This is a genomic window from Nonomuraea salmonea, from assembly GCF_042428605.1.
Taxonomy (GTDB): Bacteria; Actinomycetota; Actinomycetes; order Streptosporangiales; family Streptosporangiaceae; genus Nonomuraea; species Nonomuraea salmonea.
Genome location: NZ_JBHMCF010000020.1, coordinates 18,649 through 45,636, shown reverse-complemented (window position 1 = coordinate 45,636; position 26,988 = coordinate 18,649). Strand labels below are relative to the sequence as shown.

General features: G+C 71.2%; 23 protein-coding genes. 14 read left to right on the top strand and 9 right to left on the bottom strand.

Annotated elements, in window-relative coordinates; translation table 11 throughout:
* Nucleotides 1-126 precede the first annotated feature (126 nt).
* From ACFFR3_RS20945 to ACFFR3_RS20925, 5 genes are all read right to left on the bottom strand, one after another.
* The gene (locus ACFFR3_RS20945) at nt 127-1,086 is read right to left on the bottom strand and encodes a 5-dehydro-4-deoxyglucarate dehydratase (RefSeq protein ID WP_379483745.1); all 960 of its coding nucleotides are present in this window, start codon (nt 1,084-1,086) and stop codon (nt 127-129) included.
* The gene (locus ACFFR3_RS20940) at nt 1,055-1,825 is read right to left on the bottom strand and encodes an IclR family transcriptional regulator (protein WP_364383133.1); all 771 of its coding nucleotides are present in this window, start codon (nt 1,823-1,825) and stop codon (nt 1,055-1,057) included. Before ACFFR3_RS20940 ends, ACFFR3_RS20945 begins: the two co-directional genes overlap by 32 nt.
* 67 nt (nt 1,826-1,892) lie before the next feature.
* Nucleotides 1,893-2,753, bottom strand: a complete 861-nt coding sequence (locus ACFFR3_RS20935; RefSeq protein WP_345398758.1) for a carbohydrate ABC transporter permease — start codon at nt 2,751-2,753, stop codon at nt 1,893-1,895.
* Nucleotides 2,750-3,679, bottom strand: a complete 930-nt coding sequence (locus tag ACFFR3_RS20930) for a carbohydrate ABC transporter permease (protein WP_379483667.1) — start codon at nt 3,677-3,679, stop codon at nt 2,750-2,752. Before ACFFR3_RS20930 ends, ACFFR3_RS20935 begins: the two co-directional genes overlap by 4 nt.
* Nucleotides 3,676-4,890: an ABC transporter substrate-binding protein gene (locus ACFFR3_RS20925; protein WP_379483666.1), complete on the bottom strand. Its 1,215-nt coding sequence runs from the start codon at nt 4,888-4,890 to the stop codon at nt 3,676-3,678. Before ACFFR3_RS20925 ends, ACFFR3_RS20930 begins: the two co-directional genes overlap by 4 nt.
* Nucleotides 4,891-5,125: 235 nt before the next feature.
* On the opposite strand from ACFFR3_RS20925, the gene ACFFR3_RS20920 reads away from it, so the two are divergent.
* The 3 genes from ACFFR3_RS20920 (at nt 5,126) to ACFFR3_RS20910 (ending at nt 7,924) form a co-directional block, all read left to right on the top strand.
* The gene (locus tag ACFFR3_RS20920) at nt 5,126-5,920 is read left to right on the top strand and encodes an NAD-dependent epimerase/dehydratase family protein (RefSeq protein ID WP_345398773.1); all 795 of its coding nucleotides are present in this window, start codon (nt 5,126-5,128) and stop codon (nt 5,918-5,920) included.
* A gap of 112 nt (nt 5,921-6,032) precedes the next feature.
* Complete coding sequence (locus ACFFR3_RS20915; protein WP_345398776.1) at nt 6,033-6,995, top strand: LacI family DNA-binding transcriptional regulator; 963 nt, start codon at nt 6,033-6,035, stop codon at nt 6,993-6,995.
* The gene (locus tag ACFFR3_RS20910; RefSeq protein WP_364383148.1) at nt 6,992-7,924 is read left to right on the top strand and encodes an aldose epimerase family protein; all 933 of its coding nucleotides are present in this window, start codon (nt 6,992-6,994) and stop codon (nt 7,922-7,924) included. The genes ACFFR3_RS20915 and ACFFR3_RS20910 overlap by 4 nt, the downstream gene beginning before the upstream one ends.
* Before the next feature lies 1 nt (nt 7,925).
* On the opposite strand, the gene ACFFR3_RS20905 is transcribed toward ACFFR3_RS20910, so the two are convergent.
* Complete coding sequence (locus tag ACFFR3_RS20905; RefSeq protein WP_379483665.1) at nt 7,926-10,373, bottom strand: SpoIIE family protein phosphatase; 2,448 nt, start codon at nt 10,371-10,373, stop codon at nt 7,926-7,928.
* Nucleotides 10,374-10,730: 357 nt separating this feature from the next.
* On the opposite strand from ACFFR3_RS20905, the gene ACFFR3_RS20900 reads away from it, so the two are divergent.
* From ACFFR3_RS20900 to ACFFR3_RS20870, 7 genes are all read left to right on the top strand, one after another.
* The gene (locus ACFFR3_RS20900; RefSeq protein ID WP_345398788.1) at nt 10,731-10,877 is read left to right on the top strand and encodes a hypothetical protein; all 147 of its coding nucleotides are present in this window, start codon (nt 10,731-10,733) and stop codon (nt 10,875-10,877) included.
* A gap of 93 nt (nt 10,878-10,970) precedes the next feature.
* A complete protein-coding gene (locus ACFFR3_RS20895) occupies nt 10,971-13,481 on the top strand; it encodes an FtsK/SpoIIIE family DNA translocase (protein ID WP_364383157.1) in 2,511 nt (836 codons plus the stop codon).
* 82 nt (nt 13,482-13,563) lie between these two features.
* A complete protein-coding gene (locus ACFFR3_RS20890; RefSeq protein ID WP_379483664.1) occupies nt 13,564-14,325 on the top strand; it encodes a helix-turn-helix domain-containing protein in 762 nt (253 codons plus the stop codon).
* Between the two features lie 82 nt (nt 14,326-14,407).
* Nucleotides 14,408-15,820: a 30S ribosomal protein S12 methylthiotransferase RimO gene (rimO, locus tag ACFFR3_RS20885; protein ID WP_345398797.1), complete on the top strand. Its 1,413-nt coding sequence runs from the start codon at nt 14,408-14,410 to the stop codon at nt 15,818-15,820.
* Nucleotides 15,817-16,392 (top strand): CDP-diacylglycerol--glycerol-3-phosphate 3-phosphatidyltransferase, encoded by a 576-nt coding sequence (gene pgsA / locus ACFFR3_RS20880; RefSeq protein ID WP_345398800.1) that lies wholly within the window; start codon nt 15,817-15,819, stop codon nt 16,390-16,392. The genes rimO and pgsA overlap by 4 nt, the downstream gene beginning before the upstream one ends.
* A 3-nt stretch (nt 16,393-16,395) precedes the next feature.
* Nucleotides 16,396-16,887, top strand: coding sequence for a CinA family protein (locus ACFFR3_RS20875; protein ID WP_364383162.1), 492 nt, complete (start codon nt 16,396-16,398; stop codon nt 16,885-16,887).
* A gap of 286 nt (nt 16,888-17,173) precedes the next feature.
* Nucleotides 17,174-17,530 (top strand): helix-turn-helix domain-containing protein, encoded by a 357-nt coding sequence (locus ACFFR3_RS20870; protein ID WP_345398809.1) that lies wholly within the window; start codon nt 17,174-17,176, stop codon nt 17,528-17,530.
* Here the strand turns inward: ACFFR3_RS20870 and ACFFR3_RS20865 are convergent.
* Nucleotides 17,527-18,306: a DNA-formamidopyrimidine glycosylase family protein gene (locus ACFFR3_RS20865; RefSeq protein WP_345398812.1), complete on the bottom strand. Its 780-nt coding sequence runs from the start codon at nt 18,304-18,306 to the stop codon at nt 17,527-17,529. The genes ACFFR3_RS20870 and ACFFR3_RS20865 overlap by 4 nt on opposite strands.
* 336 nt (nt 18,307-18,642) lie before the next feature.
* Here ACFFR3_RS20865 and ACFFR3_RS20860 point away from each other — a divergent pair, with 336 nt between their 5' ends.
* From ACFFR3_RS20860 to ACFFR3_RS20850, 3 genes are all read left to right on the top strand, one after another.
* Entirely contained in the window at nt 18,643-20,571 is a 1,929-nt protein-coding gene (locus tag ACFFR3_RS20860; RefSeq protein ID WP_379483663.1) for a serine/threonine protein kinase, read from the top strand.
* Complete coding sequence (locus tag ACFFR3_RS20855) at nt 20,568-22,478, top strand: serine/threonine-protein kinase (protein ID WP_345398822.1); 1,911 nt, start codon at nt 20,568-20,570, stop codon at nt 22,476-22,478. Before ACFFR3_RS20860 ends, ACFFR3_RS20855 begins: the two co-directional genes overlap by 4 nt.
* Before the next feature lie 111 nt (nt 22,479-22,589).
* Complete coding sequence (locus ACFFR3_RS20850; protein ID WP_379483662.1) at nt 22,590-23,663, top strand: ATP-binding protein; 1,074 nt, start codon at nt 22,590-22,592, stop codon at nt 23,661-23,663.
* A gap of 24 nt (nt 23,664-23,687) precedes the next feature.
* Here ACFFR3_RS20850 and ACFFR3_RS20845 read toward each other — a convergent pair whose 3' ends face one another.
* Complete coding sequence (locus tag ACFFR3_RS20845) at nt 23,688-24,137, bottom strand: RrF2 family transcriptional regulator (RefSeq protein WP_345398828.1); 450 nt, start codon at nt 24,135-24,137, stop codon at nt 23,688-23,690.
* A 182-nt stretch (nt 24,138-24,319) separates the two neighbouring features.
* On the opposite strand from ACFFR3_RS20845, the gene ACFFR3_RS20840 reads away from it, so the two are divergent.
* Nucleotides 24,320-25,501, top strand: a complete 1,182-nt coding sequence (locus tag ACFFR3_RS20840; RefSeq protein WP_379483661.1) for an ROK family transcriptional regulator — start codon at nt 24,320-24,322, stop codon at nt 25,499-25,501.
* Between the two features lie 40 nt (nt 25,502-25,541).
* Here the strand turns inward: ACFFR3_RS20840 and ACFFR3_RS20835 are convergent, their stop codons facing one another.
* Entirely contained in the window at nt 25,542-26,981 is a 1,440-nt protein-coding gene (locus tag ACFFR3_RS20835; protein ID WP_345398831.1) for a glycoside hydrolase family 3 protein, read from the bottom strand.
* Nucleotides 26,982-26,988 lie beyond the last annotated feature (7 nt).

The following is a 26,988-nucleotide window of genomic DNA, read 5'->3' as shown; positions in this document are numbered from 1 at the left end:
CGTCCGAGCGCGGCTGAGCGGCTGAGCGGCTGAGCGGCTGAGCGTCCGAACGGCCGAACGTCCGAGCGGCTGAGCGGCCGAGCCGCTGAGCGTCCGAGTGGCCGAGTGGCCGAGGGCGGGGACGGGTTAGGGGCCGGTCAGGGAAAGGCCCGTATTGAGGATCTCCTCGAGTTTGTCCAGGTGCTCTCGGTCGGGGTCCACCAAGGGGGCTCGGACGCCGCCCACCTCCAGCCCCCGCATCCGTACGCCCGCCTTGACCAGAGAGACGGCGTAGCCGGGGGCGAGGTCCCTGAGCTGGACGAGGGGGAGGTAGAAGCCGGTCAGCAGGCGTTGGACCAGGACCTCGTCGCCGCCGGTGACGGCCTTGTGGAAGGCGAGGGCGATCTCGGGGGCGAAAGCGAAGACGGCGCTGGAGTACAGGGTGACGCCGAGGCCGCGGTAGGCGGGCACGGTCAGTTCGGCGGTGGGGAGGCCGTTGAAGAAGGTGAAGGGCTCCGAGGTGGCCTGGCGGACGGTCAGGATGATGCGTTGCAGCAGGTCGAAGTCGCCCAGGCCGTCCTTGAAGCCGATCACCTGGGGCACGTCGGCGGCGAGCGTGGCGACGGCGGACGGGGTGAAGCGGGCGGTGCCGCGCTGGTAGACGATGACGGGCAGGTCGGTGACGGAGGCGATGTCGCGGACGTACCGGATGAGGCCGGAGGTGGGGCCGGTGACCAGGTAGGGCGGCATGAGCAGCAGGCCGTCGGCGCCCTGGGAGGCGGCGGCCCGGGCGAGCGCGCGGGCGGTGGGGAGCGGGCCGCCGGCTCCGGCGAAGACGGGGACGCGGCCGGCGGTGGCGGTGACGGCGGTGGAGACGACCCGGGTGTATTCGGCGGGGTCGAGGGCGTTGAACTCGCCGGTGCCGCACGCGGCGAACACTCCTCCGGCTCCGGCGGCGACCCCGGCGGCGACGTGGCGGGCGAGGACGGGTTCGGCGAGGCCGCCGTCCTGGCCGAAGGGGGTCACGGGGAAGAAGAGAACGCCGTCTAACCGCATCAACGGTCCTTCCTGGGGACTAGCGGATGCCCTCCCTGCGCAGGGTGGCAGCCAGCTTGCGGGTGTGTTTGATGATTGATTCGGTGATGCGCTCGACCTCGGCGGGCGGCAGCCCGGCGGGCATCGAGCAGCTGATCGCGTCGGTGGCCGGGATGCGGTAGTCGACCGCGACGGCCACGCAGGCCACGCCGGGTGTGCCCTGCTCGCGTTCGTAGGACCAGCCGCGGGTGCGGACCTGGTCGAGTTCGCCGGTGAGTTTGGTCAGGTCGGTGATGGTGTGCTCGGTGAGCGCGACGAGCGGGGCCGGGAGCAGGGCGACCACCTCGTCATCGGTGAGCTGGGCGAGCAGCACCTGGCCGAGCGCGGTGACGTGGGCGGGCAGCCGCCGCCCGACGCGGGGGATGACGTGGTCGGCCTCGCGCGACTCGCGGGTGGCGAGGTAGAGGACGTGGGCGCCGTCGCGCCGGGCGAAGTGTACGGTCTGCCCGATCTCGTCACGGAGGTCCTCCAGGCAGTCCTGGGCGAACGGCAGCGCCGGGTCCTTGTCGAGGTAGGCCGTGCCGGTCAGCAGCGCGTGGGGGCCGATCCCGAAGGCGGACCTGGCCGAGTCGGTCTCGACCCAGTTGAGCTCGACGAGCGTGCGCATGAGCGCGTGCAGGCTGCTGCGCGGGAACCCGGTGCGCTGCTGCAGCTCGGAGAGCGTCAGGTGGTCGTGCGACTCGGCGAGCGTCTCCAGGATGCGTACGGTCCGCTCCGCGGACTTGACCAGCGGGGGCTGCTCCATGCTCATCCCATCTCGTATCCTTCGGCGGCTTCGGACATCCAGGATATTGGATAGCGTCCAGATACATGGACGCCTAACCCTTGACCGCGCCGCTCGTCAGACCGCGCATGAACTGCCGCTGGAAGGCCAGGAAGGCGATGATCGACGGCAGCAGCGCCAGCAGCGAGGCCGCCAGCAGCACGCCGATCCCGACCTCCTCGTCGGAGCGGAGCGAGCGTAGCGCGATGGGCAGGGTCCACATGTCCGACTCGGGGGCCACGATCAGCGGGAGCAGGTACTGGTCCCAGATCATGGTGAAGCCGAAGACGCCGATCACGCCGAGCGCCGGGCGGCACAGCGGCACGATGATGGTCGCGAAGATGCGCAGCTCGCCGGCCCCGTCGATGCGCGCGGCCTCCTCCAGCTCCACCGGCACCTCCTTCATGAACTCGGTCATGACGAGGATGGAGAAGCCCCAGGCGCCGACGGGCAGGATCATGCCCGCGTACGTGCCGATGAGGTTGACGTTCAGCAGCGGCATGTCGGCGAGGACGAGGGAGAGCGGGATCGCGATGATCTCCTCGGGGAGCATCATCGTGGTGAGCATGAGCAGCATCGCGAACGTCATGCCACGGAACTTCTTGCGGGCCAGCGCGTACGCCGCGAAGACGCTCACCAGCACCTGCAGCAGCAGCCCGAAGCCGACGACGATGAAGGAGTTCAGCAGGTAGAGGTAGACGTTCTTGTCCTTGGCCTGGATGAAGTTCTCCAGCGTGAACTCGTCCGGCCACAAAGAGAAGGAGGTCGGGTCGAGGGTCTTGCTGAACGAGCTCATCAGCAGCCCGACCAGCGGCCCGGTGAAGACGATCACCATCGCGGCGTAGATGAGGACCTTGCCGACGCGGGCGACCGGGCCCCGCCGCGCCTCCAGGCCCAGCGCGCTGTCGAACTTCATGTCGCCTGCCTCCTGCGCAGCATCTGCACGATCACGGTGAGCGCCAGCGTGGCGAGGAACAGCACGATCCCGCCCGCCGAGGCGACGCCCAGCTCGTTCTTCTGGAAGCCGAGCTTGTAGATCAACGTCATGAGCACCTCGGACGAGCCGTTGGGGCCGCCGTTGGTGAGCACGTAGACCTCGACGAAGACCCGCAGCCCGCGGATGGCGGCCAGGGTGAACAGGATCCAGAACACCGGCCGCAGCGCCGGCAGCGTGATGTGGCGCAGCCGCCTCCAGGTGGAGGCGCCGTCCACGGCGGCCGCCTCGTACAGCGCGCGGTCCACGCCGACCAGCCCGGCCAGGAAGATCATCATGTCGTACGGCGTCCCGCGCCAGATGCTCATCAGCATGATCGACCAGAGCGAGGAGTTCTCGCTGGCCAGCCAGGGCTGCGGGTCGATGCCCGTCCAGCCGATGATGACGTTGAGCATCCCGCTGTCGGCCGGGTGGAACATGATGCGCCACACCTCGGCCACGGCCGCCATCGTGGTGACGACCGGCAGGAAGGCCGCGGTCCTGACGAACCACAGGTAGCGGGCGGGCCCCTCGATGAGCAGCGCCAGGCCGAGGCCGAGCACGATCGAGCCGACCGTGGTGCCGAGGGCGAGCACGACGCTGTGCCAGATGGCCGAGGCGAACTCGTCGTCGCTGACGATGGTCTGGTAGTTCTGGAGGCCGACCCACTCGTCACCGAGGAAGGTCTGCACCTTGAACAGGCTCTTCCACAGCCCCACGAACATGGGGATGAACTTGAAGTACAGGAAGAGCAGCAGCGCGGGCGCCAGGAACAGCCAGGCGATCAGCGGCCCCCGCCACCGCACCGCTCGGGGTGGGTGGCCGGGGGACGCGGTCCGGCCGCGCGCCGGGGTGAGTGTCGAGGTCATGAGGCTTTCTGGCTCTGCAGTTCCTGGGTGAGCTTGTTGTTGAGCTCATCCATGGCCGTCTTGACGTCGGCTGAGCAGTCGGCCCACACGGCGTTGATGGAGTCGGCCGAGGTCTGGCGGATCGGCGCCCAGTTGGGCACCGGCGGGGCGTAGACCGCGTGCTCGTAGGACTCCTGGAACACCTTCCAACGCGGGTCCTGCCGCTCGGCGGCCATGTCCACGGTGGTGTTGACCGGCAGGCGGACGATGGCGCCGTTGGCGTCCTTGTTCATGCCGATGCGCTGGCCCTCGGGGGAGACGGCGAACTCGGCGAACTTCTTCTGCCCCTCCTGGTTCTCGGAGCCGGCCATCATGTAGACGTTCTCGCCCTCGCCGAGGGTGCCGGGGCCGCCCGACGGGCCCTTGGGCACGGGGAGCACCTCGATCTTGTCGGTGCCGACGCTGTTGACGAACCGGGCCAGCACGTACGGGCCGACCAGGTAGATCCCGCCCTGGCCCTTCTCGAACACCTCGTGGGTGACGGTCGTGTCGTTGCTGACGGCGCCGGGGTTGACGGTCTTGGTCTTGCAGAACTGGTCCTGCAGGAACTGGACGGCCTCCACGGTCTTGGGGTCGTTGACGGTGGCGGTGTACTTGCCGTTCCCCGCGGGGGCGAGGAAGTCGCCGCCGTTGGCGTAGATGAGGGAGGAGGCGTACCAGGAGGCGTAGCCGCGTTTGGTGCCGGCGGGGGCGACGAAGCCGGCGGTGTCCTTCTCGCCGTTGCCGTCGGGGTCCTGCTCGGTGAACGCGACGGCGAGTTTGGAGAGGTCCTCCCACGTGGCGGGCGGTTCCATGCCGACTTTCTCGCGCCAGTCCTTACGGACGATCAACGCGAACGACTGGGCGGAGAATGGCGTGGCGTAATACTTGCCGTCGCTGCCGGCGGCGGCCTTCCACGCGGTTTCCGCGAGCTGGTCGGCGCCCGCCAGGGTGGCTTTGTCGACGGGCTGGAGCCAGCCCTGTGACACCATGGTGCCGAGTTGGGCGGTGTCGTTGATGACGATGTCGGGCAGTTGTCGCTGTGCCGCCTGCTGGTTCAGTTTGGTTTCGAAGTCGTCGAAAAGCGCGACGACTTTCGTCGGCACCCCGCTGGCCTTGGTAAATGCGTCGGCCAGCTTCTTGGCGGTCTTGGCGGAGTCGGAATCGGGCGGCTGCCTGATCCAGATCTCCAAAGTGTTGTCCTCCGAACCTGACGATCCCCCGGAACCGCAGCCTGTCAGTCCTACGGCGAGGGTCGCGGCGAGCGCGACCCCCAGCAAACGACGTGACATCAGACCGCCTCCTGTTCACATACGTGGACATGAGTCGTGGACATGAATGTGTGCCTGTGAACGTAACTAGTGACGCGGCTCACGGTCAACATTCAAGGATGTGAATTTCGGCCAGAATCGTGTACATCATGGATGCATGCGCATTCTCATGACGGGAGCCGCGGGAAAGGTCGGGACGTTGCTCAGGCCCCGGCTCGCCCGCGAAGGCCGCACGCTGCGGCTTTCCGACATTCAACCGATCGAGCCGGGGCCCGGCGAGGAATGGGTGACGGCCGACCTCGCCGACCCCGACGCCGTGGCCGAGGCCATGAAGGGCGTCGACGCCGTGCTGCACCTCGGCGGCCAGAGCAGGGAGCACCCCTGGGCCGACATCCTGCGCGCCAACATCGAGGGGACGCAGGTGCTGATGGAGGCGGCGTACAAGGAGGGGGTCGAGCACCTCGTCCTCATGGGCAGCCACCACGCCGCCGGCTACCACACCCGGCCGGCCGACGGCGCCGACCTGCCCGACTACGCCTTCCCCCGCCCCGACACCTTCTACGGCGTGAGCAAGGTGGTCATGGAGGCGCTCGGCAGCCTCTACCACGACCGTTTCGGCATGAACGTCACCGTCATCCGCCTCGGCACCTGCAACGAGGGCCCCGTGGACACCCGCGGCCTGGCGACCTGGATCTCCGCCGACGACCTGACCAGGCTCGTCGAGGCGGGCCTGACCGCCGACGGCTACCACGTCGTCTGGGGCGTTTCCGACAGCCCGCGCCGCTGGTGGTCGCTGGAGGAGGCCAAGGCCATCGGGTACGTCTCGCACGACTCCTCCGAGCCGTTCGCCGCCGCGCTCATCGCCGAGCAGGGCGAGCCCGACCTGAACGAGCCCCTGCACCACCGCGCCGGCGGTATCTTCACGCTGAACGAACTCGGCGGGAAGTGGTGAAGCCGGCCGGGTGAGCCGCCGCCCGCCGTAGCAACCGGTTGCAGAAACCTTGACGCCGTTATCCGAGACGGCCAGGGTTTACTGTGGCAACCGTTTGCAAGGGAGGACGGCGATGGCGGCGACGATCAAGGACGTGGCCCGTGCCTGCGGCGTTCACGTGTCGACTGTGTCGCGCACCTTCTCCGCGCCGCACCTGGTCAACCCCGCCACCAGGAGCCGCGTGCTGGCCGCGGCCGACGACCTCGGCTACCGGCCCAACCGGGCGGCCAGGGCGCTCACCACCGGGCGCACGTACAACATGGGCCTCATCGTGGCCGACATCGCCAACCCGTTCTTCCCGCCGCTCATCAAGGCCGCCCAGTCGCAGGCCAGAGGCCGCGACTACCACGTGTTCGTGGCCGACACCGACGAGGACCCGCGCGTGGAGGAGGAGCTGATCAGGACGTTCGCCAAACAGGTGGACGGCGTCCTGCTGTGCAGCCCCCGCCTGTCGAACAAGATGATCGAGCGCCTGGCCGAGGACGTGCCGTTCGTGGTGGTCAACCGGCGCATCAAGGGCATGCCGTCCGTGCTCATGAACGTCGCCCAGGGCGCCAAGCTCGCGCTGGAGCACCTGGCCGGGCTCGGCCACCGCAGGATCGCGCTCGTCTCCGGCCCGATCGGCTCGTGGACCAGCAACGAGATGCAGGGTGTGGCCGCCGAGACCCCAGGGCTCGACCTGATCTTCTTCGGCCCCAACCAGCCGACCGAGGCAGGCGGGCTGTCGGTGGCCCCCGAGGTGGCCGCCTGCGGCGCCACCGCCGTGCTCGCCTACAACGACCTCGTGGCTCTCGGGCTCATCGAGGGGCTGTCGGCGATGGAGATAGGGGTACCAGACCAGATAAGTGTGATCGGGTTCGACGACATCCTGCCGGGGCGGCTCAACCGGCCCAAGCTGACCACGGTCGCCATGCCGGCCGTGCAGGCGGGCAGAATGGCGGTTGATCTGCTGCTGCAGTCGGGGGGCGAGGGCGCGACGGTGACCCTCGACACCGCCCTCATAGTCCGCGAGTCCACGGGAAGGGCACAGAAATGATCTTCGGAACGCTGCCGTCTGGCCGGCAGGTCGAGCAGATAGAGCTGTCGTCGGGTCGGCTGCGCGCCGAGGTGCTCACGTACGGCGCCATCGTGCGCAGGCTGGAGGTATCGGGGGTCAACGTCGTGCTCGGGCTCGACACGCTCGACGACTACCGCACCCGCAGCCGCTACTTCGGCGCCGTTGTCGGCCGCTACGGCAACCGCATCGCCGGCGCCCGCTTCACCCTCGACGGGGTCGAGTTCACCCTCCCCGCCAACGACGGGCCCAACTGCCTGCACGGCGGCACCGAGGGCTTCGACGCCAAGGTGTGGACGGTCGCCGAGCGCAGCGACTCGTCGGTGACGCTGACGCTCGTCAGTCCCGACGGCGACCAGGGCTTCCCCGGCACGCTGAGCGCGTCGGTGACGTACACGCTGGAGGACGACGCGCTGCGCATCGACTACGCCACCGAGACCGACGCGCCGACCGTGGTCAACCTGACCAACCACTCCTACTTCAACCTCAAGGGCGAGGGCGACGTGCTCGACCACGTGGTCCGCATGGAGTCGGAGCACTACCTGCCGGTCGACGACGACAAGATCCCCACGGGCGAATTGGCGCCGGTCAAGGGCACGGTGTTCGACTTCACCGAGCCGCACGCCGTCGGCGAGCGCTTCGAGGGCGCCTACGACCACTGCTTCGTGCTCGACGGCGGGGTCACGGTGACCGGCGGCGACCTGACCATGGAGGTCACCACCACCGAGCCGGGCGTGCAGTTCTACGCGGGCGGCATGCTCGACGGGGCCGCCACGCCGTACGGGCCGTTCGCCGGGCTGTGCCTGGAGACCCAGCACTTCCCCGACTCGCCGAACCAGCAGCAGTTCCCCTCCACGGTGCTGCGGCCGGGCGAGCGCCGCACCTCCACCACCACCTACCGGTTCCGCTGAGTCACCTGACCGCCTGACGCAGGGCGGCGGAGGCCTTGATCACCAGCAGGGCCACGTCGTCCTGCGACGGCTCGGGGGCGAACGTCTCGACCGCGTGCCGCACCCGCTCGGCCACCCCGTGCGCGCTCAGCCCCGTGCAGCCCGACAGCAGCGCGGCCAGGCCGTCGCCGTCGTCGAGCAGCCGGTCGCCGTTGCGCCGCTCGGTCACCCCGTCGGTGACGCAGAGCAGCACGTCCTCGGGCGCCAGCTCGAACGTCTCCACGTGGAAGCGGGCGTCGGCCTCGATGCCGAGCAGCAGTTGCGGGGTCGCCATCGCGCGTACCTCGCCGCCGGGGCGCAGCCGCAGCGGCGGCGGGTGGCCGGCCGAGGCGATCGTGCACAGCGCGCCGCCCTGGGGCAGCGGGGTCAGCTCGCCGCACAGCAGGCTGAGGAACCTGCCCTCGTCGCCCTCCTCCAGCAGCGCGTGGTTGAGCCGGTCGAGGATGTCGGCGACCGTGTAGTGCTCCTTGGCGAGCAGGCGTACGGCGTGCCTGGCCAGGCCGGTCACCGCGGCCGCCTCCGGGCCGCTGCCGCACACGTCGCCCAGCGCGAAGCACCAGTGGTCGGCCACCGTGAACAGGTCGTAGAAGTCGCCGCCGACGTCGGCGCCCTCCTCGGCCGGCTCGTAGACGACCGCGGACTCCAGGCCCGGCATGGGGGCCACCCGCATAGGCAGCAGGCTGCGCTGCAGCACGCGGGAGGTGGTGGCCTGGCGGGCGTACAGCATGGCGGTGTGCAGGTTGAGCGAGACCAGCCGGCACAGGTCCGCCAGCAGGTCGGCCAGCTCGAGGGGCAGCGTCGGCTCGGTGCGGCCGATCACCAGCGCGCCGTACGACCTGCCCTGCGTCAGCAGCGGGAAGGCCAGCACGTTCTCCGGGCCGATCGGCCAGTCGACCTGGTCGAGCGCCGAGCGGGGGATGGCGGGCAGCGACTTGCGCAGGTCGGCGTTGTTGCGCTCGTCGCTGTGCCAGACGTGCGCGAGCCTGGTCATGCCGGTCAGGTCGGTGAGGTAGACGGCCGCCCACGTCGCGATCTTGGGCACCACGAGCTGCGCGGTCAGCGCCGCGATCAGCTCCTCGTCGTGCACGCCCGCCAGCAGCTCGCCCGCCTCGGCCAGGAACGACAGCCGCCCCCTGTGCGCGCGGTCCTGCTCGGCCAGCCGGCCCCGCTGCACGGGGACGGCCACCTGACCGGCGATGTGCTGCAGGCTGATCGTCAGCTCCTGGTCGAAGTGGCCGGGCCTCGCCGCGGTGACCACGAGGTAGCCGATCACCGCGCCGCCGACCAGCAGCGGCGCGCACGCCATCGACCTGGCCCGCAGCTGGTCGGCCAGCTCGACGTCGCCGGCCAGCAGGTCCTCCGTCATCACCGGCGTCCTGCGCTCGGGCCCGAACACGCCCGTGGCCAGCACCCCGACCAGCCCCGCCGTCGTGCCCGCGCCCGCCGCCACCCCGAACCGGTCGCCGCCCTCGGCCGACAGCAGCACGTACGCCGCGTCGCCCCCGCTGGAGACCTGGACGATCTGCGCGATCGTGTCCAGCAGCTCGGTGAACGGCATGTCGTGGTCGAGCAGCTCCTTGATCCGCCGGCCCGCCTCCCTGCGCATCGGCGCCGACGGCGGCGTCAGCACGCCCCGGTGCTCGGCGGGCACCACCATCCAGATCGACCTGCGCTCACCCGCGTGCCCCCTGCTGCGCAGCTGGGAGACGTAGACGGGGACGAGCCCGCCGTCGCGGTGACGCATGCGCGCCTCGCCCCGCCACCGGCACAGCGCCAGCGTGTCGATCAGCGACAGCGCGTAGGGGCCGTGGCCCTGCCAGGCCACCAGGTCTTTGAGCGAGCGGCCGACGACCTGCTCGGCCTGCCAGCCGAGCAGCTTCTCCGCCTCGGTGTTCCACGACTCCACGACGCCGTCGAGGTCGGCCACCAGCACGCCCACGTGCAGTGTCTCCAGCGGCACGACAGGGAGCATGCCGAGCCGGCCCGGCGGCTCGTGCGGCTCGAAGCCGTCGCCGATCTCCATGCGCACCCAGACCCGTTTGGCGCGCTTGGTGTAGGTGACGCCCCACGCGTCGGCCAGCATCCCGGCCAGCGCGAGGCCGCGGCCCGAGGTCGCGTCGCCGGAGGGCGGTTCGCCGGCGGGCGGGATCGTGCGGGCGGGATGGTGGTCCTCGACCTCGATCTCGAGTTTGGCCGGGGTCGCGTCGACGTCCAGGCGGCAGGTCAGCTCGACGCCGGTGCCCGCGTGCAGCACGGCGTTCGTGACGAGCTCGCTGGTCAGCAGGACGGCGTCCTCGGCGAGGTGGCTCAGGCGCCACTCGCCGAGCACCTGACGGACGAACTTGCGTGCGTGCGCCGGTGCTTGCGGAGTGCCGTCGAAGGCCGTACTCGACACTCTGGTCGTGTCCACTCTGCGTCCTAGAACATCACTCGATGTGGCAGTTCGGTCACTCTCAGAGTGGCAGACTGATGCCGTTGATACCTCCAGTTGTGAAAAGGCCGCCATGGTCGCGCGGTCGGACTCCCTCCACACCGCTGGATCGCTCCACCCGAAGGACCTCCGTCCCCTGCTCACGGCCCTGCAGGGGCTGCGCGACGGCAATTTCCGGACGCGGCTCGACTGGCCCGACGACCCGTTCGAGGCCCGGCGGGCGCTCATCGTGGACGACGACATCCGCAACGGCTACGCCCTGACCCACGTGCTCGGCGGGCTCGGCATGGACGGTCGACTACCGACGAGGCGCTGGCGGACTTCGCGCGGCGGCCGGTGCCGGTGGAGACGCGCCTCGAAGGGCTGGCCGGTGCGGCGGGGGAGGACGAGGGGCTGCGGGAGACGGTCAAGGGCCTGGCCGATCGGGTGGTGGCGATGCGGCAGGCGTTCGAGGCGGTCTCGACCGTGCGGGGACGCGACTGAGCGTGCCCGCGCGTCACAGTTCGGGTGGCCACATGTCAGGACACCGGCGAGCCTACGCGCGTACCGAGGTGTCTCCGTCGTACCTTTGGCATCATGGCCACCCGTACGCCGAAAAGCGCATCGAAGGGGCCGGCGAAGCGGTCGACCTCGTCTCGCTCGACCCCCGCCAAGCGCGGGACGACGCAGGCGGGACGGCCCAGGACGAAGGCATCCGCGTCCGGCCGTAGATCCCCGGTGACCCACCCCGACCCGATCACCTGGGTACTCACCATGATCGGGAAGCTGATCGTGGGGCTGTGGATGCTGTTCGCCAACGGCATCGGCGGCGCCGCGCGGGCGGTGGGCAAGAACGCCCGCGAGCTCGACCCGGCGCACCGGCGCGACGGCGTGGGGCTCACGGTGCTGGCGGGCGCGATCGTGCTCGCGGCGATGACCTGGCGCGCCTCCGACGGCGCGGTGTCGGGCGCGGTCGACGCGGCCGTACGCGGCGTGTTCGGCTCGCTGGCCTGGGTGCTGCCGCTGCTGCTCGGCCTGCTGGCCTGGCGTTACCTGCGTCACCCCGACCACTCCGCCGACACCGGCCGCATGGTGATCGGCTGGGCCGCGCTGCTGGTCGGCGTGCTCGGCGTCATCCACGTCTCCAACGGCACCCCCTATCCGGCCGGCCAGGGCCAGGGCATGGACAAGGTGGCGCAGGCCGGCGGCATGGTCGGGTTCCTGGTCTCGGCGCCGCCGATGAGCATCCTGCCGTCGTGGGTGACGATCCCGCTGCTGCTGCTCCTGTCCGGGTTCGGGGTGCTGGTGATCACCGCCACGCCCGTCCACCGCATCCCCGAGCGGCTGGCCGAGCTCAAGCACCTGCTGTTCGAGCGGCACGCCGAGCCGGAGACGCCGAAGTCGCCGTCCAGGAAGCGGGTCAAGACGAAGAAGGGCGAAGCCGGCGAGGGCGGCGACATCGTCAAGCCGTACGACACGCCGGTGCTCGCCGAGAAGGACAAGCGGACCGACCACTCGCCGGAGATCGTGCCCGGGCTGACCGACGAGGAGGAGACGCCCGTTCCCGAGGCTGAGAGGCGTCCTGAGCCGCCGCAGCCCACCCCCGCGCCCCGCAAGGTCGAGCAGCTCGTGCTGTCGCCGCAGGCGGGCCCCTACAGCCTGCCTGACCTGGCCCACCTCAAGCCGGGCACCGCGCCCAAGCCGCAGACCAAGGCCAACACGACCGTGGTCAACGCGCTGACCAGCGTGCTGGAGCAGTTCGGCATCGACGCGCAGGTCATCGGGTTCACCCGGGGGCCGACGGTGACGCGTTACGAGATCGAGCTGGGGCCCGCGGTCAAGGTGGAGAAGGTCACGGCGCTCACGAAGAACATCGCGTACGCCGTCAAGTCCGCCGATGTCCGGATTTTGTCGCCCATCCCCGGCAAGTCGGCCATCGGGGTCGAGATCCCGAACGCCGACAAGGACCTCGTGGCACTCGGCGACGTGCTGCGCTCGCAGGTGGCGCAGGCCGACCACCACCCCATGATCGTCGGCCTGGGCAAGGACGTCGAGGGCCGCACCATCGTGGCGAACCTCGCCAAGATGCCCCACCTGCTCATCGCCGGCGCCACCGGCGCCGGTAAGTCGGTCTGCGTCAACGGCCTGATCACCAGCATCCTCATGCGCGCCACCCCCGACGAGGTGCGCATGGTGCTCGTCGACCCCAAGAGGGTCGAGCTCAGCGTGTACGAGGGCATCCCCCACCTCATCACCCCCATCATCACCAACCCGAAGAAGGCCGCCGAGGCCCTCGAATGGGTCGTGGGCGAGATGGACCGGCGCTACGACGACCTGGCGGCCTCGGGCTTCCGGCACGTGGACGAGTTCAACAAGGCCGTGCGGGCGGGCAAGCTGCAGCCGCCGCCCGGCAGTGAGCGCGTCTACCAGCCGTACCCGTACCTGCTGGTCATCGTGGACGAGCTGGCCGACCTCATGATGGTGGCGCCGCGCGACGTCGAGGACTCGATCGTGCGCATCACGCAGCTCGCCCGCGCGGCCGGCATCCACCTGGTCATCGCCACCCAGCGGCCGTCGGTCGACGTGGTCACCGGCCTCATCAAGGCCAACGTGCCGTCGCGGCTGGCGTTCGCGGTCTCCTCGCTGACCGACTCGCGGGTCATCCTCGACCAGCCGGGCGCCGACAAGCTGGTCGGCCAGGGCGACGCGCTCTTCCTGCCGATGGGCGCGAGCAAGCCGATCCGCATCCAGAACGCGTTCGTCTCGGAGAAGGAGATCTCCGAGATCGTCGGGCACTGCAAGGAGCAGATGCAGGTCGAATACCGCGACGACGTCGCGGCGGCGCCGGTCAAGAAGGAGATCGACGAGGACATCGGCGACGACCTCGACCTGCTCATCCAGGCGGCCGAGCTGATCGTGACCACCCAGTTCGGCTCGACCTCGATGCTGCAGCGCAAGCTGCGGGTCGGCTTCGCCAAGGCGGGACGCCTGATGGACCTGCTGGAGAGCCGCGACGTGGTCGGCCCGAGCGAGGGCTCGAAGGCCCGCGAGGTGCTCGTGAAGCCCGACGACCTCCCGGGTTTGCTGGCAAGTCTGCGTGGCGAATGACCCCAATGCGTGCTTGCCTGGCGATAACTGATTGAATATCTCCTACCACGAAGAGTAGTCGGTGTGGTGGGGGGCGTTCGCTGTGCAGGAGCAGAGCATCGGGGCCATGCTGGCGGCAGCCAGGCAGTCGGCAGGGCTGACGGTCGCGCAGGTCGCTGCGGCGACCAGGATTCGCGAGGCGATCATCCATTGCATGGAGCGGGACGAATACGGCGACTGTGGAGGTGCCTTCTACGCCAGAGGGCACGTCAGGGCGATCGCCAAGGCCGTGGGGCTCGACCCCGAGGCCACCGTCCATCTCTATGACCAGCAGCACGGCGGGGCTCCGCAGCCCATGCCGGCGTCGTCGGTCTTCCAGGCCGACCGCAAGATCAACCTGCCGGAGCGGCGGGGGCCCAACTGGACGATGGCCCTGGGGGTGGCCCTGGCCATCGTGGTGGTCTTCGGCATGATGCGGGTGCTGGGAGGTGGCGGCGACCAGGTCCGTACGGGCGACGTGCGCGCCGCCTCGGCCCGGCCCAGCGTCCCGCCGAACACGCCCATCACCGAGGCGCCCAAGCCGAGCCCGTCTGCGGTGGCGGCCAAGAACATCGTCACGGTCCGTATCAAGGCCAAGCGGTCGTCGTACGTCAACCTGCACGACGCGAAGGGGCGCAAGCTCTTCGCCGGCACGCTCAAGGCGGGCAAGACCTCGACCTGGCGCGCGCCCGACAAGGTCAACGTGCTGCTGGCCGACGCCGGAGCCGTGACGCTGCACGTCAACGGCAAGCGGGTGAAGGGTCTCGGCGGCCGGGGAGACGTGGTGCGGCGCTCGTTCGGGCCGCAGAAACCGCAGTCGCGATAGGCAGGTGAGGGGCCGCGATGCGGCCGGCGGGGGGAGCCCGTGCATCGGGTGGTGGCCAACTCCCGATACCGTAGTGTTCACCATGTCATCCCGCCGAACCGCATCGCTGATCACTCTGGGCTGCGCGCGCAACGAGGTCGACTCCGAGGAGCTGGCCGCGCGACTCGAGGCTGCCGGCTGGCAGCTCGACGACGACGACCCCGAGGTCGTCGTCGTCAACACGTGTGGCTTCATCGACTCAGCCAAGAAAGACTCGATCGACACGCTCCTGGCCGCCGCCGACTCCGGCGCCAAGGTGGTCGCCGCGGGCTGCATGGCCGAGCGCTACGGCAACGAGCTGGCCGACGCACTGCCCGAGGCGAGCGCCGTCATCTCGTTCGACGACTACGCCGAGATCGGCGGCAGGCTCGACGACGTCGTCGCCGGCCGCCCGCTGAAGCCGCACACCCCGCGCGACCGCCGCACGCTGCTGCCCATCACGCCGGTCGAGCGGGCCGCTGCCGCGCCCGCGACCGCCATCCCCGGCCACGGCGACCTGCCGACGGGCCTCGCGCCCGCCAGCGGGCCGCGCGTGCTGCGCAAGCGGCTCGACGAGAGCCCGGTGGCCTCGCTCAAGCTCGCCTCCGGCTGCGACCGGCGCTGCACGTTCTGCGCCATCCCCGCCTTCCGCGGCTCCTACGTCTCCCGCAGGCCCGACGAGCTGCTCGCCGAGGCCGACTGGCTGGCCCACCGGGGCGTGCGCGAGCTCGTCCTGGTCAGCGAGAACTCCACCTCCTACGGCAAGGACCTCGGCGACCTCAGATCGCTGGAGAAGCTGCTGCCGCAGCTCGCCGCCGTCGAGGGCGTCGAGCGGGTGCGGGTCAGCTACCTCCAGCCGGCCGAGCTGCGTCCCGGCCTGATCGACGTGATCACCGGCACCGACGGCGTCGCCCCCTACTTCGACCTGTCCTTCCAGCACGCCAGCGGCACCGTGCTGCGCCGGATGCGCCGCTTCGGCGACCCCGAGCGCTTCCTGGGCCTGCTGGAGGGCATCCGCGAGCGGGCGCCCGAGGCGGGCGTGCGCTCCAACTTCATCGTGGGCTTCCCCGGCGAGACCGAGGAGGAGTTCGCCGACCTGGTCACCTTCCTCGAGGCCGCCAGGCTCGACGTGATCGGCGTGTTCGGTTATTCCGACGAAGACGGCACCGAGGCGGCCACCCTGCCGGGCAAGCTGCCCCAGGAGGTCGTCGACGAGCGCGTGCGCGTGCTCACCGAGCTGGCCGAGGAGCTGACCGCCCAGCGCGCGGAGGAGCGCATCGGCACCGAGCTCGACGTGCTGATCGAGGACGACCTGGGCGACGGCGGCTACGAGGGCAGGGCCGCCCACCAGGGGCCCGAGGTCGACGGCTCGGTCACGGTCCAGGGCATCGGCCTGGTCAAGGGGCAGATCGTACGCGCGGTCGCGGTCGACGCCGAGGGCGTCGATCTCATCGCGCGCATCAAGGCCGGTCCATGAAAAGGGACGAGCGCCGGGTCGTCAGCCCGTGGAACATCGCCAACGTCCTCACGGTCCTCCGGTTGGCGCTCGTCCCTTTCTTCGTCGTCTGTCTCTTCGTGCCCGGCACGGGCTGGCGGGTGGCCGCGCTGGCCGTCTTCGCGGTGGCCTCGATCACCGACCATCTCGACGGGGAGCTGGCCAGGCGCTACGGCCTGATCACCGACTTCGGCAAGATCGCCGACCCGATCGCCGACAAGGCGCTCACCGGGGCCGCGCTGGTCTGCCTGTCGATCCTGCAGGAGCTGCCCTGGTGGGTCACGATCGTGATCCTCGGCAGAGAGCTGGGCATCACCGCGCTCAGGTTCGTGCTGCTGCGCCACGCGGTCATCCCGGCCAGCTACGGCGGCAAGGTCAAGACCGTGCTGCAGATCGCGGCCATCGTCCTCTACCTGCTGCCGTTCGTGCCAGGTCCCGTACGGTGGGCGGTGATGGGCGCGGCGGTCGTGGTCACCGTGGGCACGGGCGTCGACTACGTCGTCCGCGCCATCCGGTTGCGCAAGGTGGCGAGGCGAGCACGCGAGGGGCGGTGATCCATGGCAGACGTGGCCGAGATGCTCGACCTGCTGGTCGGCGCGGACGCGACGGTGGCGGTGGCCGAGTCGCTGACCGGGGGGCTCATCGGGGCGGCGATCACCTCGGTGCCCGGGGCGTCGAAGGCGTTCCGCGGCGGGGTGATCTCCTACGCCACCGATCTCAAGCACGAGCTGCTGGGGGTGCCGGCGGAGCTGCTGCGGCGTGAGGGCGCGGTGCACCCCGAGGTGGCCGCGGGCATGGCGGCGGGGGTGGCGCGGCTGTGCGGGGCCACGTACGGGCTGGCCGTGACGGGGGTGGCCGGGCCCGAGCCGCAGGACGGCAGGCCCGTGGGCACGGTCCACATCGGCGTCGCGGGGCCGGGAGGCCGGAAATGGGCGCGGGAATTGAGACTTCGGGGGTCGCGTGAACGTATCAGGGTAGAGACGGTGGACGAGGCAGTCGATCTCCTGTCAGGTGTGCTGAAGGCGAACATAGGGGAACATTCCGGGTGATTACCTTGTTACGTCCCGAGCGAACATGCGATGTGCGGTCTGACGCGGTGTCGGTCGATACGGGTACGGTGGAGCTGTGAGTGAGGTCCGTGAGCCAACTGCAAGCACCGAGCGCCCGGCAGGCGGGCCTGATGAGTCGCGCAACGAGCCACGAGCGGCGGTTCAGGGCCGGCGAAGCCCCATGATGACGGCGAGGAGTATGTACGAAGCTAAGAAGACCGATGTGCGGCACGAACCGATCGCGCGGGGCGTGGTGAAGTCATCCGCGCCGGGGAGGGAGCGACAGATGATTCTGCTGCGTCAGCTGCTCGGCGACGTGCTGAGGCGGTTGCGGGTCCGGCAGGGGCGCACGCTACGCGAGGTGTCCACGCTGGCCCGGGTTTCGCTCGGCTACTTGTCCGAGGTGGAGCGCGGCCAGAAGGAGGCCTCGTCCGAGCTGCTCGCGTCCATCTGCGGCGCGCTCGGCGTGCCGCTTTCGCAGGTGTTGCGTGAGGTGTCCGACCAGTTCGCGCTGGCGGAGCTGCAGGCCACTCCTGTGCTGGCCGACGTGCCCGAGCACGAGCGCCTGGCTCTTTCCGAGCCGGTGGGCGGGGCGATCTCCGACTCCGTCTTCCCTGAGGTCAAGGACATGGTGGCTGCCTAGCGAGGCTGGCAGCCCGCACACCACAGGATCAGCCGTTCCTGTGGCTGCGCCCCCATCTCCCCACGGCTGATGCGGGTGCCGCATCGGCGACAGGGTCTCCCGGCCCTGCCGTAGACCCAGGTCGCGTTCGACGGGCGGCGATCGCCTGTGGTCACCGTGCCCGCATGCCCCTTGTTCGCCTCCAGCAGCCGCTGTGCGAGCGACACGACCCCTTCGAGATCCTCGATCTCCCCGACCTTCTTCCACGGCCAGATTCCGCGCAGGAAAAGGGTCTCGGCGCGATAGATCGTGCCGATCCCCGCCAGGTTGCGCTGATCGAGCAGCGCCTCCCCGATGGTCCTGCCGGGTGCCGCTCGCAGCCTTCGCACGGCCTCTTCCAGGTCCCAGTCCGGGCCGAGCAGGTCAGGCCCCAGATGCCCCACCAGCCCCGCCTCGTCGGCCGTCCTGACGAGATCGACCATCCCCAGCCGCACGCCGACCGCCTGCCACTCCTCGTTGGCCAGGATCAGCCGCACCTGGTCGCCCGGTCTGGTGCGGCGGCCGGCCGGCATGACCAGCCAGCTCCCCTCCATGCGCAGGTGGGTGTGCACCGTGAGGTCGCCTTCGACGCGGGTGAGCAGGTGCTTGCCGCGTGAGCGCGTGGTGATGACCGCGCGTCCCGACAGGTCGGCGGTGGCGTGCCGGGGGACACGGAAGTCGGAGCGCACCAGCACGCGGCCGTCGAGCGCGCCTCGCAGGCGGGCGGCCGTGCGGTAGACGGCGTCTCCTTCTGGCACGCCTCCCAGTGTAGAAATCCTCATGCGCCACCCTGCGCCCGCCTCCCGCACCGCCGCCTGGGCCGCTCTCCACGGTCGTGTGACATCACTGCGCCCGCCTCCCGCACCGCCGTCTGGGTCGCTCTCCACGGTCGTGTGGCATTACTGCGGCCGGCTCCGGCACCGCTGCCCGGGTCGCGCTTCACGGTTGTGTGGCGCCGCTGCGGCCGCCCTCACCTCCCCTCGGCGTCAGCCCGGTACTGTCCGTGATGGTTTGCCGCGGATGGCTGCTTTCCGTGGTCTTGCTGGTCATAATGACGATCTGGACTTGGCCTTGACGGAAGGCTTGGGCGGCGCATGCCGGAGATCACGGACTTACGTGCGGGAGAACCCAGCGAGGTCGCGGGCTACCGGTTGACCGGGCGGCTGGCCTCTCACGTGTTCCTGGGGCGGTCGGAGGCCGGTGAGGCGGTGGTGGTCCGGCTCCTGCCACCTGAAGTCGAGCCCCAGCCGTTCCTGGCCGCCATGGAGCCGCTGCGCGGGGTCTCCGCGGTCGGCACGGCGCAGGTGCTGGACGCCGGGGTGGCCGACGGGCGGGCGTACCTCGTCACCGAGTTCGTGGACGGGCCCGCGCTCGAAGAGGCCGGCGGGACGTTCGACGGGGTGGGGCTCTACCGGCTGGCCGCCGGGACCATCACCGCGCTCGTCGCCGTCCACCAGGCGGGGCTGGTGCACGGCGACATCCGGCCGGGCAACGTGCTGCTCGGCCCCGACGGGCCGCGGGTGGTCGACGCGGGCCTGGAGCAGGCACTGGCGGCGGCGTCCGTGTCCACCAGGAAGGTGGCGGTGCCCGCCTACACCGCGCCGGAACGCTTACGCGGCGGCGACGCCGGGCCGGCCGCCGACGTGTTCTCGTGGGCGGCGACCATGGTGTTCGCCGTCAGCGGCGCCTCGCCCTTCGAGGGCGGCTCGATGAGCGCCACGGTCGAGCGCATCACGGACCAGCCGCCCGTGCTGCCCGACCTGGGGGAGCTGCACGACCTCATCGTGCGCTGCCTCGACAAGGACCCCGATGCCCGGCCGGCCGCCAGCGACGTGCTGCTGCGGCTGGTCGGGCAGACGTCGTTACTGGCCGCGCCGCCGGGCGACCTCGTGGAGAAGAAGGCGTCGGGCCGGGGACCGCGGGGTCTGGCCGTGCCGGTGGCGGCGTTCGTGGTGGGGGCGCTGCTGTCGGGTACGGGGGTCTACGTCCTCACCGGAGACAGAACCACCGCCGTACGGCAGGTCGCCGCACCCCCGACGGCGACGCCCACGGTGCCGCCCACGGTGACGCCCACGGTGACGCCCACGGTGGCGAGTTCGCAGACGGCGGCGCCGCGTGACGAGGTCGAGGAGAAAGCGGCCGCCGACCTGGAGATCAAGGACATCGACGGCGTCCTGCACGAGCATCCGGGCGACGCGATGCGGCTGGTGTCGTACCTGGGAGCCTCGGGCGACTTCACCAGCTACGTCCGCGAGAAGAGCGGCGCCTTCAAGGCCGTCGGCAAGTACGAGCAGCCGCTGCTGTCGCCCGCCGGCGAGTGGGTGGCGCTGAACCCGCTCATCAAGTTCCAGGGCACCGACACCGACCAGGTCAAGTTCACCAGCCTGACGACGGGCGAGTCCTTCGTGGTCAGCACGGTGAAGAAGCCGCTGAACACGATGCGGCCGTTCTGGTCCCGTGACGGCTCCAAGCTGCTGCTCTCCGTCTATGACACGGACAAGAAGCCGGAGCTGGTCGTCGGTTTCGTCGTCGTGGACGTCGCGGCGCGCAAGGCGGTGCACGTCAAGACCGAGTACGCCGACGACGCCACCCTCGTGCACACCTTCGCCCCCGACGGGACGGTCGTGCGCACCTACTGGGACGGCCGGCAGAAGGGCATCGCGTTCTACGACATGTCCGGACAGGTGAGTAAGACGATGCACTGGGTGGGCCATCCCAAGGGCGGCGAGTGGTTCTCCCCCTCGGGAGCCCGGCTCGCCACGATCTGCCCCAGCGGGAAGGAGTACTGCGTCTGGGACGTCCGTACGGGCGCCCGGCAGGCGACGGTGCCGTTCACCAAGGGCGAGGGCGCGTTTCTCGGCTGGTTCAACGAGAAGCACCTGCTGGTGCAGGACCCGGGCAAGAAGAAGGGCACCATGCAAATCAAGATCATCGATTTGCTCGGAAGGACGACACGCGTGCTGGCCGACCTCGCGACGGACAAGCCGCACATGCTCCAGTTCGCGTACCAGCCGGGCTCGTGAACCCGCTGCTCGCCGGCGACCCCGCCGAGGTGGACGGCCACCGCGTCGTCGGGCGGCTGGGCCAGGGCGGCCAGGGTGTCGTCTACCTCGGCGAGGCGCCCGCCGGGACGCCGGTCGCGATCAAGATGCTCGGCTCGGGGCTCGACGACCCAGAAGCGCGCGACCGCTTCCGGCAGGAGATCGGGTACGCGCGCCGGGTCAAGGCGTTCTGCACCGCGCAGGTGCTGGCCAGCGGGGAGTTCGCGGGCACGCCGTACGTGGTCAGCGAGTACGTCGACGGGCCCGCGCTGGCCGACGTGCTCGTCCACCGGGGGCCGCTGCGCGGGGCCGAGCTGCGCCGCCTGGCGATCGGCACGCTGACCGCGCTGGCCGCCATCCACCAGGCCGGTGTGGTGCACCGGGACTTCAAGCCGGGAAACGTGCTGCTCAGCAGGCACGGGCCACGGGTGATCGACTTCGGCATCTCCAGGGCGCTGGAGGAGGTCGAGGCCGACGGGCGGCACATCGTGGGGACGCCGCCGTACATGGCTCCCGAGCAGTTCGGCGGCGCGCCGATCGGGCCTGCCGCCGACATGTTCGCCTGGGCAGGGACGATGGTGGCCGCCGCCACGGGACGCCCGGCGTTCGGGACGGGCGAGCTGCCCGCGCTGATCGCCCGCATCCTGACCGCCGAGCCCGATCTCGGGAACCTGGACGGCGAGTTGCGCGAGCTGGCCGCGCGCTGCCTGGACAAGGACCCGGACGCGCGGCCCACCGCGACGCAGGCGCTGCTCACCCTGCTCGGGCATCCGGGCGAGGCACCGCACGACACCGGCGAGCAGCGGCTGCTCGCCCAGGGCCGGCAGTCGGCAGCACCGCCTCGCCGGCGCCGGTGGCCGCTGGGCGTCGCGGCGGTCGGCACGGCCCTGGCCGTCAGCGTCGCCGTGCTGCTGCTGCGTCCCGCGCCTGAGGCCGCGCCGCGCCCGCCCGCCGCCGTCTCGGCGCCGCTGCCCACGCCCAGCCCCGGGACGATGGCTCCCGAGCCGGTCACGGAGACGAAGGTGCCCGACACCGGGATCGTGCTGCACGAGAACCCCGCCGATCCTCTCTGGGTCTCGTCCTACCGCAGCACGTCCTCCTCGATGGTCACCGGCCACGTCCGTGATCCCGCGACCGGCGACTTCGCCTTCTTCGGCAACCTGGAGGAGCCGATCGTCTCGCCCGGCGGCCGTTTCGTGGCCTCGCTGACGTACACGCGGCTGCTGAGCGACGGCTTCGAGACCATCACGATCCGCGACCGCGCCACCCGCCAGGAGCGCAAGCCGCGGACCGTGGACAAGCCCCGCACGCTCATGGACCCGGTGTGGGCCGAGGACGGGCGGCGGCTGCTCGCGACCGTCGTCGACTACGACTACGGCGGCGACAAGGAGACGCGGACCGTGGGGTTCGCGGTCGTGGACGCGGTCACGGGGGGTGTCACGGTCACGGAGGCGCCGGGCCCGTTCCGTTCCAGGTACGCCTGGGGCTCGGACTTCGCCGGCGTGCTGCAGCGGGCGGGTGACGGGTCCGTGCGCGTGCTGAACCTGAACGGGACGGTGCTGCGGAGCTTCGAGGGCGTGGGCGAGCTGGAGACCGGAGGAGCCGTCAGGAGCGCGCTCGGCACGGTCTTCCCCACCGCCTGCCCGGGGACGTCGAGGGACATCCGCTTCTGGGACGAGCGGACCGGGGCCAGGAAGGGCACGGCCCGGCTGCCGGCCGGCGCCGTCTTCCACGGCTGGTTGGACGGGGACCACCTGCTGGCCACCGTGCGCGAGGGAAGGCGGGCCCGCGTCGTCATGGCGGACACCACGGGGAAGCCCGTCCGCACCCTGATCAGCGCGACGCGTGAGGAACTGGACGACGCCGTCTTCTGGTTCTCCAGGAAGTGAAGGTCTCTTGCGGCGATCTGGCGCTGAGTGGTCGTCTTCTCACTTTTGGTGACGGTGCGGGAGTCGCTCGGGCACACTGGAACGCAGGCCGAGCCCGATGAGGTGAGCTCCATGCACGCCAGCCGCCGGCGAGGGAACCTGCCTGGCGAGACCACGCCGCTGGTCGGCCGCCTCACGGAGGTGGCCGCCGTCGAGAAGCTGCTCGGCCGGTCGCGGCTGGTGACCTTGACGGGGGCGGGTGGCGCCGGCAAGACCAGGGTCGCGCTGCGGGCCGCAGCCGAGCTTCGGGACACCGGCGGGGCGTGGCTGGTGCCGGCGCCGCAGGAGGCGGGGGCGCTGCCGTACGCGATCGCCTCCGCCCTGTTCCCCGCCGCGAGCGCGGGGACGACGATCGAGGGGCTGGCGCGTCGCCTCGCCGAGCGGGAGGCGCTGCTGGTGCTGGACGGGGGCGATCACCTCATGGAGGCGTGTGCGGCGGTGGTCACGGCGCTGCTGGCCGCCGCGCCGGGGCTGCGGGTGCTGGCCACCTGCCGACGGCCGCTGCGCTGCCGTGGCGAGCGGGTGCTGCCGGTGCCGCCGCTCCCTCTTGAGGAGGCCCGAGTGCTGTTCGCCGAGCGGGCCGTCGCGGCGGTGCCCGGGTGCGCGGTCGCCGGGCTGGACGAGCAGGCCGTGCTGCGGGTGTGCCGGCGGCTCGAAGGGCTGCCGCTCGCCGTCGAGCTGGCCGCCGCGCGGCTGCGCGAGCTGCCGGTCGAGGTGCTGGCCCGGCGTCTCGACGACCACTTCTCCGCGAGCGATCACCATGCGTACGACGGCTCTTCTGGCGGGCGGCAGGTGCTGGAGCAGCCAGGGGAGCACGCGCTGCGCGCCACCATCGCCTGGACCCACCGGCTCTGCACCACCGCAGAACGGCTGCTGTGGGCGCGGGCCTCGGTCTTCACCGGGAGCTTCGACGCGGTCGCGGCCAAGGAGGTGTGCGGGGACGACCGGCTGCCGACCTGGCAGCTGCCGCAGCTCCTGGAGTCGCTGGCCGACCGGGCGATCCTGGTGCGGGAGCCGGGGGAGCGCTACCGCATGCCCGAGCCGATCCACGCGTTCGGCGCAGAGCGGCTGAAGGACCTCGGCCAGGACGAGCGCCTCCGCCGCCGCCGCGAAGCGCTCACCCTCACCGACGGCGCGGCAGGCTGAGACGGGGCGGGCCGGTGGGGTGGGTCAGTCCCAGGCGGCGGGGTCGGCGGCCAGCTGGCGGATGCGTTCGGGGAGGGCGCCGGAAGCCACCTGCTCCAGCGTGACCTCCTCCAGGATCGACCGCTCGGTCGCCCGCAACGCGATCCACACCTGCTGCAGCGACTCGGCGGGCCCGCGGTAGCCGACGTGCTCGGGGCGCTCGCCCCGCACGTTGGCCAGCGGGCCGTCGACCGCGCGGATCACGTCGGCCAGCGAGATCTCGGCTGCCGGGCGGGCCAGGACGTAGCCGCCCTCGGGGCCGCGCTGGCCGCGGACGAGCCCGGCCCTGCGCATCTGCAGCAGGATGTTCTCGAGGTATTTGGGCGGCATGTCCTGCTCCTTGGCGAGCTCGCCCACAGTGGTCGGGCCTGCACCGGCGGCGGCCAGTTCAGCGGCGGCACGAAGGGCGTAGTCGACACGAGCGGATAGGCGCATGTTCTCGATTATCCCTCCTGGTCAAGACTGGTTAGGCGCAAGGTCGTCAGAACGGGTGGGAAACTGCGATCATCGGCCATACCTCGCCACGTGTCACCTGCGACGGCGGGTGAAAGGCGGAGCGCTAAACTTCCAACAACCTTTTCGATAACGGCCCTTCGAGTGCGACGGCGGGATTCAGCGTGGAGCGACGCCCTGGTGTGCCCAGACTGCTCAGGGAGATCAATGACCGGGCCGCGCTGGACCTGTTGCTGGCGACCGGCCCCATGACGCGTGGCCAGATCGGCGAGCTGACCGGGCTGTCCAAGGTGACGGCGTCCCAGACGCTGGCGCGGCTGGAGGAGCGCGGGCTGGTCGAGGTGGTCGGCACCCAGGCGGGCGGGCGGGGGCCCAACGCGGCGCTCTACTCCGTGATCCCCTCCAGCGCGTACGTCGCGGGCCTCGAAGTCGGGCCCGAGCTGATCTCCGCGGCCGTCGCCGACATCCACGGCCGCACGATCTCCGAGGTCGTGGTCGAGCCAGGCGCCGACGACGACCCGGTCTCCGTCGTGCACGACGCCATCGTCAAGGCGTGCAGGGGGGCCAAGGTCAGTCTGTCGAAGCTGCGCGGCGTGGTGATCGGCACCCCCGGCGTGGTCGATCCGCGCAGCGGCGACGTGCGCTTCTCCTTCGACCTGCCCGGCTGGCACGAGGGCATCCACGAGGCGCTGGCAGGCGACCTGCGGCGCAAGGTCACCATCGAGAACGACGTCAACCTCGCCGCCATCGCCGAGCGGGCCGACGGCGCGGCCAAGGGTCTGGACGACTTCGTGCTGCTGTGGGCGTCCCGGGGGCTGGGGCTGGCCATCATGCTCGGCGGGCGGCTGCACCGCGGGCGGTCCGGCAGCGCGGGCGAGATCGGCTACCTGCCGGTGCCAGGAGTGCCGCTGCCCGAGGACATCCGCACCGAGCCCGGGCGGCTGCCCTCGCTGGCGGGCGGCCTGCAGTCGCTGGTCAGCGCGGAGGCGGTGACCGAGCTGGCGCGCAGCTACGGGTTCGCGGTGGGCAGCGCCACCGAGTGCGTCAAGGTCGCGGTGGCGGCGGGGGCCGAGGGCGAGGCGCTGCTCGACGAGATCGCCCACCGGCTGGCGCTGGGGGTGGCGGCGGTGTGCGTGATCCTCGACCCCGGGCTCGTGGTGCTGTCCGGCGAGGTGGGGCATGCCGGTGGGGAGGCGCTGACGTCCCGGGTGGAGGAGGCGGTCGCCCGCATCTGCCCCGTACGTCCCCAGGTGGTGACGACCACGGTCACGGACGACAATCCGGTACGCCGCGGCGCGGTCCTGGCCGCCCTCGACGAGGCCCGCGAAGAACTCCTGGCCCCCTGACCCCGCCCCGCCGGGGTTCCGGCAGGGCAGGAGGCCACGGTCAGGCGGTGAGGAGTTCTACGGCGGCTTGGGCGTTGGCGCGGGCGGCGCCGTACGTGGCGATGTAGGCGGCGGTGTCCGGCTGCCAGACCGGCAGGCCCATCTCGATCACGGTCGTGTCCGGGCGGGCGGCGACCAGGGCGGAGACCAGTTCGCGGCTCTCGTGATGGCGGTGCGCGTCCTTGACCACGACGACGAGCGAGCGGTCCACCGCCTTGGCGAGCAGGGCGGGCGCGTCGGCGGCGGCCGGCTTGACGCGGACGATCTCCGCCTCGGGCAGCCACGGCCCGACCCCCCACGGCACGTCGCCCACGGCGATGGTGGGCGGCGTGTCCACCTCGATCACCAGCGGCTCGACGAGCGGCTTGGCGCGGCCGGTGAGCCGGACGGCGCGGCGGGCGGCGTGCAGGCCGACGACGTTCTGCTCGGCCGCGATCCGCTCCCCCTCACCGAACCAGGACCGCAGCGCGGCGACCCGGCCCGCGGCCTGCTCCAGCCGTTCCAGCGGCAGCCGTCCCTCGCGCACGGCGGCGACGACCGCGTCGATGATGCCCCGCACGTCGTCGTACGTCGGCAGCGGCCCGAGGCACAGCAGGTCGGACCCGGCCGCGATGCTCATGACCGCACCGCCCGCGAGGCCGACGCTGCGGGTGATGGCGTGCATGTCGAGCGCGTCGGTGACGACCACGCCGTCGTACCCGAGCTCGCCCCTGAGCAGCCCGGTCAGCGCGGCGCCGGACAGCGTGGCGGGCGTGTCACCCGTCACGACCGGCACCGCGACGTGCGCGGTCATCACCGACTTGGCGCCCGCCCCGATGGCGGCGCGGAAGGGCGCCAGCTCGCGCTCGCGCAGCACGTCCATGCCGACGTCCACGACGGGCACGGCCAGGTGCGAGTCGACGCGGGTGGCGCCGTGGCCGGGGAAGTGCTTGACGCAGGCGGCCACGCGTACGGACTGCAGGCCCTCGACGGCGGCGACGGTGTGCCGGGCGACGAGCCCCGGCTCGGGCCCGAACGACCGGGTGCCGATGACCGGGTTGTCGGCCTCGCTGTTGACGTCGGCGCTGGGCGCCATGTCGAGGTTGATGCCGCAGGCGGCCAGCTCGGAGCCGATGGCGCGGTAGACGCGCCTGGTCAGCTCGACGTCGTCCACGGCCCCGAGCGCCGCGTTGCCGGGGTAGGGGCTGCCGACGTGGTACGCCAGCCGCGTCACGTCGCCGCCCTCCTCGTCCAGCGAGATGACGGGCTCGCCGGCGGACCGCAGCGCGGTGGTCAGGCCGAGCACCTGGCCGGGATCGGCCACGTTGAACCCGAAGAGCGTCACCCCGCCCAGGCCGTGCTCCAGCTCGCGCAGCACCCACGGGGGCGCCGTGGTGCCCTCGAAGGCGACGAGCAGCGTGCCGGCCGCGAGGCGGCGCAGCCCCCGATCACTCTGACTCATGGCTCCT

Excerpts from the sequence above, each read along its gene's own strand:
- ACFFR3_RS20940 (WP_364383133.1), bottom strand. The coding sequence starts at position 1,825 with ATGAGCATGGAGCAGCCCCCGCTGGTCAAGTCCGCGGAGCGGACCGTA.
- ACFFR3_RS20935 (WP_345398758.1), bottom strand. The coding sequence starts at position 2,753 with ATGAAGTTCGACAGCGCGCTGGGCCTGGAGGCGCGGCGGGGCCCGGTC.
- ACFFR3_RS20930 (WP_379483667.1), bottom strand. The coding sequence starts at position 3,679 with ATGACCTCGACACTCACCCCGGCGCGCGGCCGGACCGCGTCCCCCGGC.
- ACFFR3_RS20920 (WP_345398773.1), top strand. The coding sequence starts at position 5,126 with ATGCGCATTCTCATGACGGGAGCCGCGGGAAAGGTCGGGACGTTGCTC.
- ACFFR3_RS20915 (WP_345398776.1), top strand. The coding sequence starts at position 6,033 with ATGGCGGCGACGATCAAGGACGTGGCCCGTGCCTGCGGCGTTCACGTG.
- ACFFR3_RS20910 (WP_364383148.1), top strand. The coding sequence starts at position 6,992 with ATGATCTTCGGAACGCTGCCGTCTGGCCGGCAGGTCGAGCAGATAGAG.
- ACFFR3_RS20895 (WP_364383157.1), top strand. The coding sequence starts at position 10,971 with ATGGCCACCCGTACGCCGAAAAGCGCATCGAAGGGGCCGGCGAAGCGG.
- rimO (WP_345398797.1), top strand. The coding sequence starts at position 14,408 with ATGTCATCCCGCCGAACCGCATCGCTGATCACTCTGGGCTGCGCGCGC.
- pgsA (WP_345398800.1), top strand. The coding sequence starts at position 15,817 with ATGAAAAGGGACGAGCGCCGGGTCGTCAGCCCGTGGAACATCGCCAAC.
- ACFFR3_RS20875 (WP_364383162.1), top strand. The coding sequence starts at position 16,396 with ATGGCAGACGTGGCCGAGATGCTCGACCTGCTGGTCGGCGCGGACGCG.
- ACFFR3_RS20870 (WP_345398809.1), top strand. The coding sequence starts at position 17,174 with ATGATTCTGCTGCGTCAGCTGCTCGGCGACGTGCTGAGGCGGTTGCGG.
- ACFFR3_RS20860 (WP_379483663.1), top strand. The coding sequence starts at position 18,643 with ATGCCGGAGATCACGGACTTACGTGCGGGAGAACCCAGCGAGGTCGCG.
- ACFFR3_RS20850 (WP_379483662.1), top strand. The coding sequence starts at position 22,590 with ATGCACGCCAGCCGCCGGCGAGGGAACCTGCCTGGCGAGACCACGCCG.
- ACFFR3_RS20845 (WP_345398828.1), bottom strand. The coding sequence starts at position 24,137 with ATGCGCCTATCCGCTCGTGTCGACTACGCCCTTCGTGCCGCCGCTGAA.
- ACFFR3_RS20835 (WP_345398831.1), bottom strand. The coding sequence starts at position 26,981 with ATGAGTCAGAGTGATCGGGGGCTGCGCCGCCTCGCGGCCGGCACGCTG.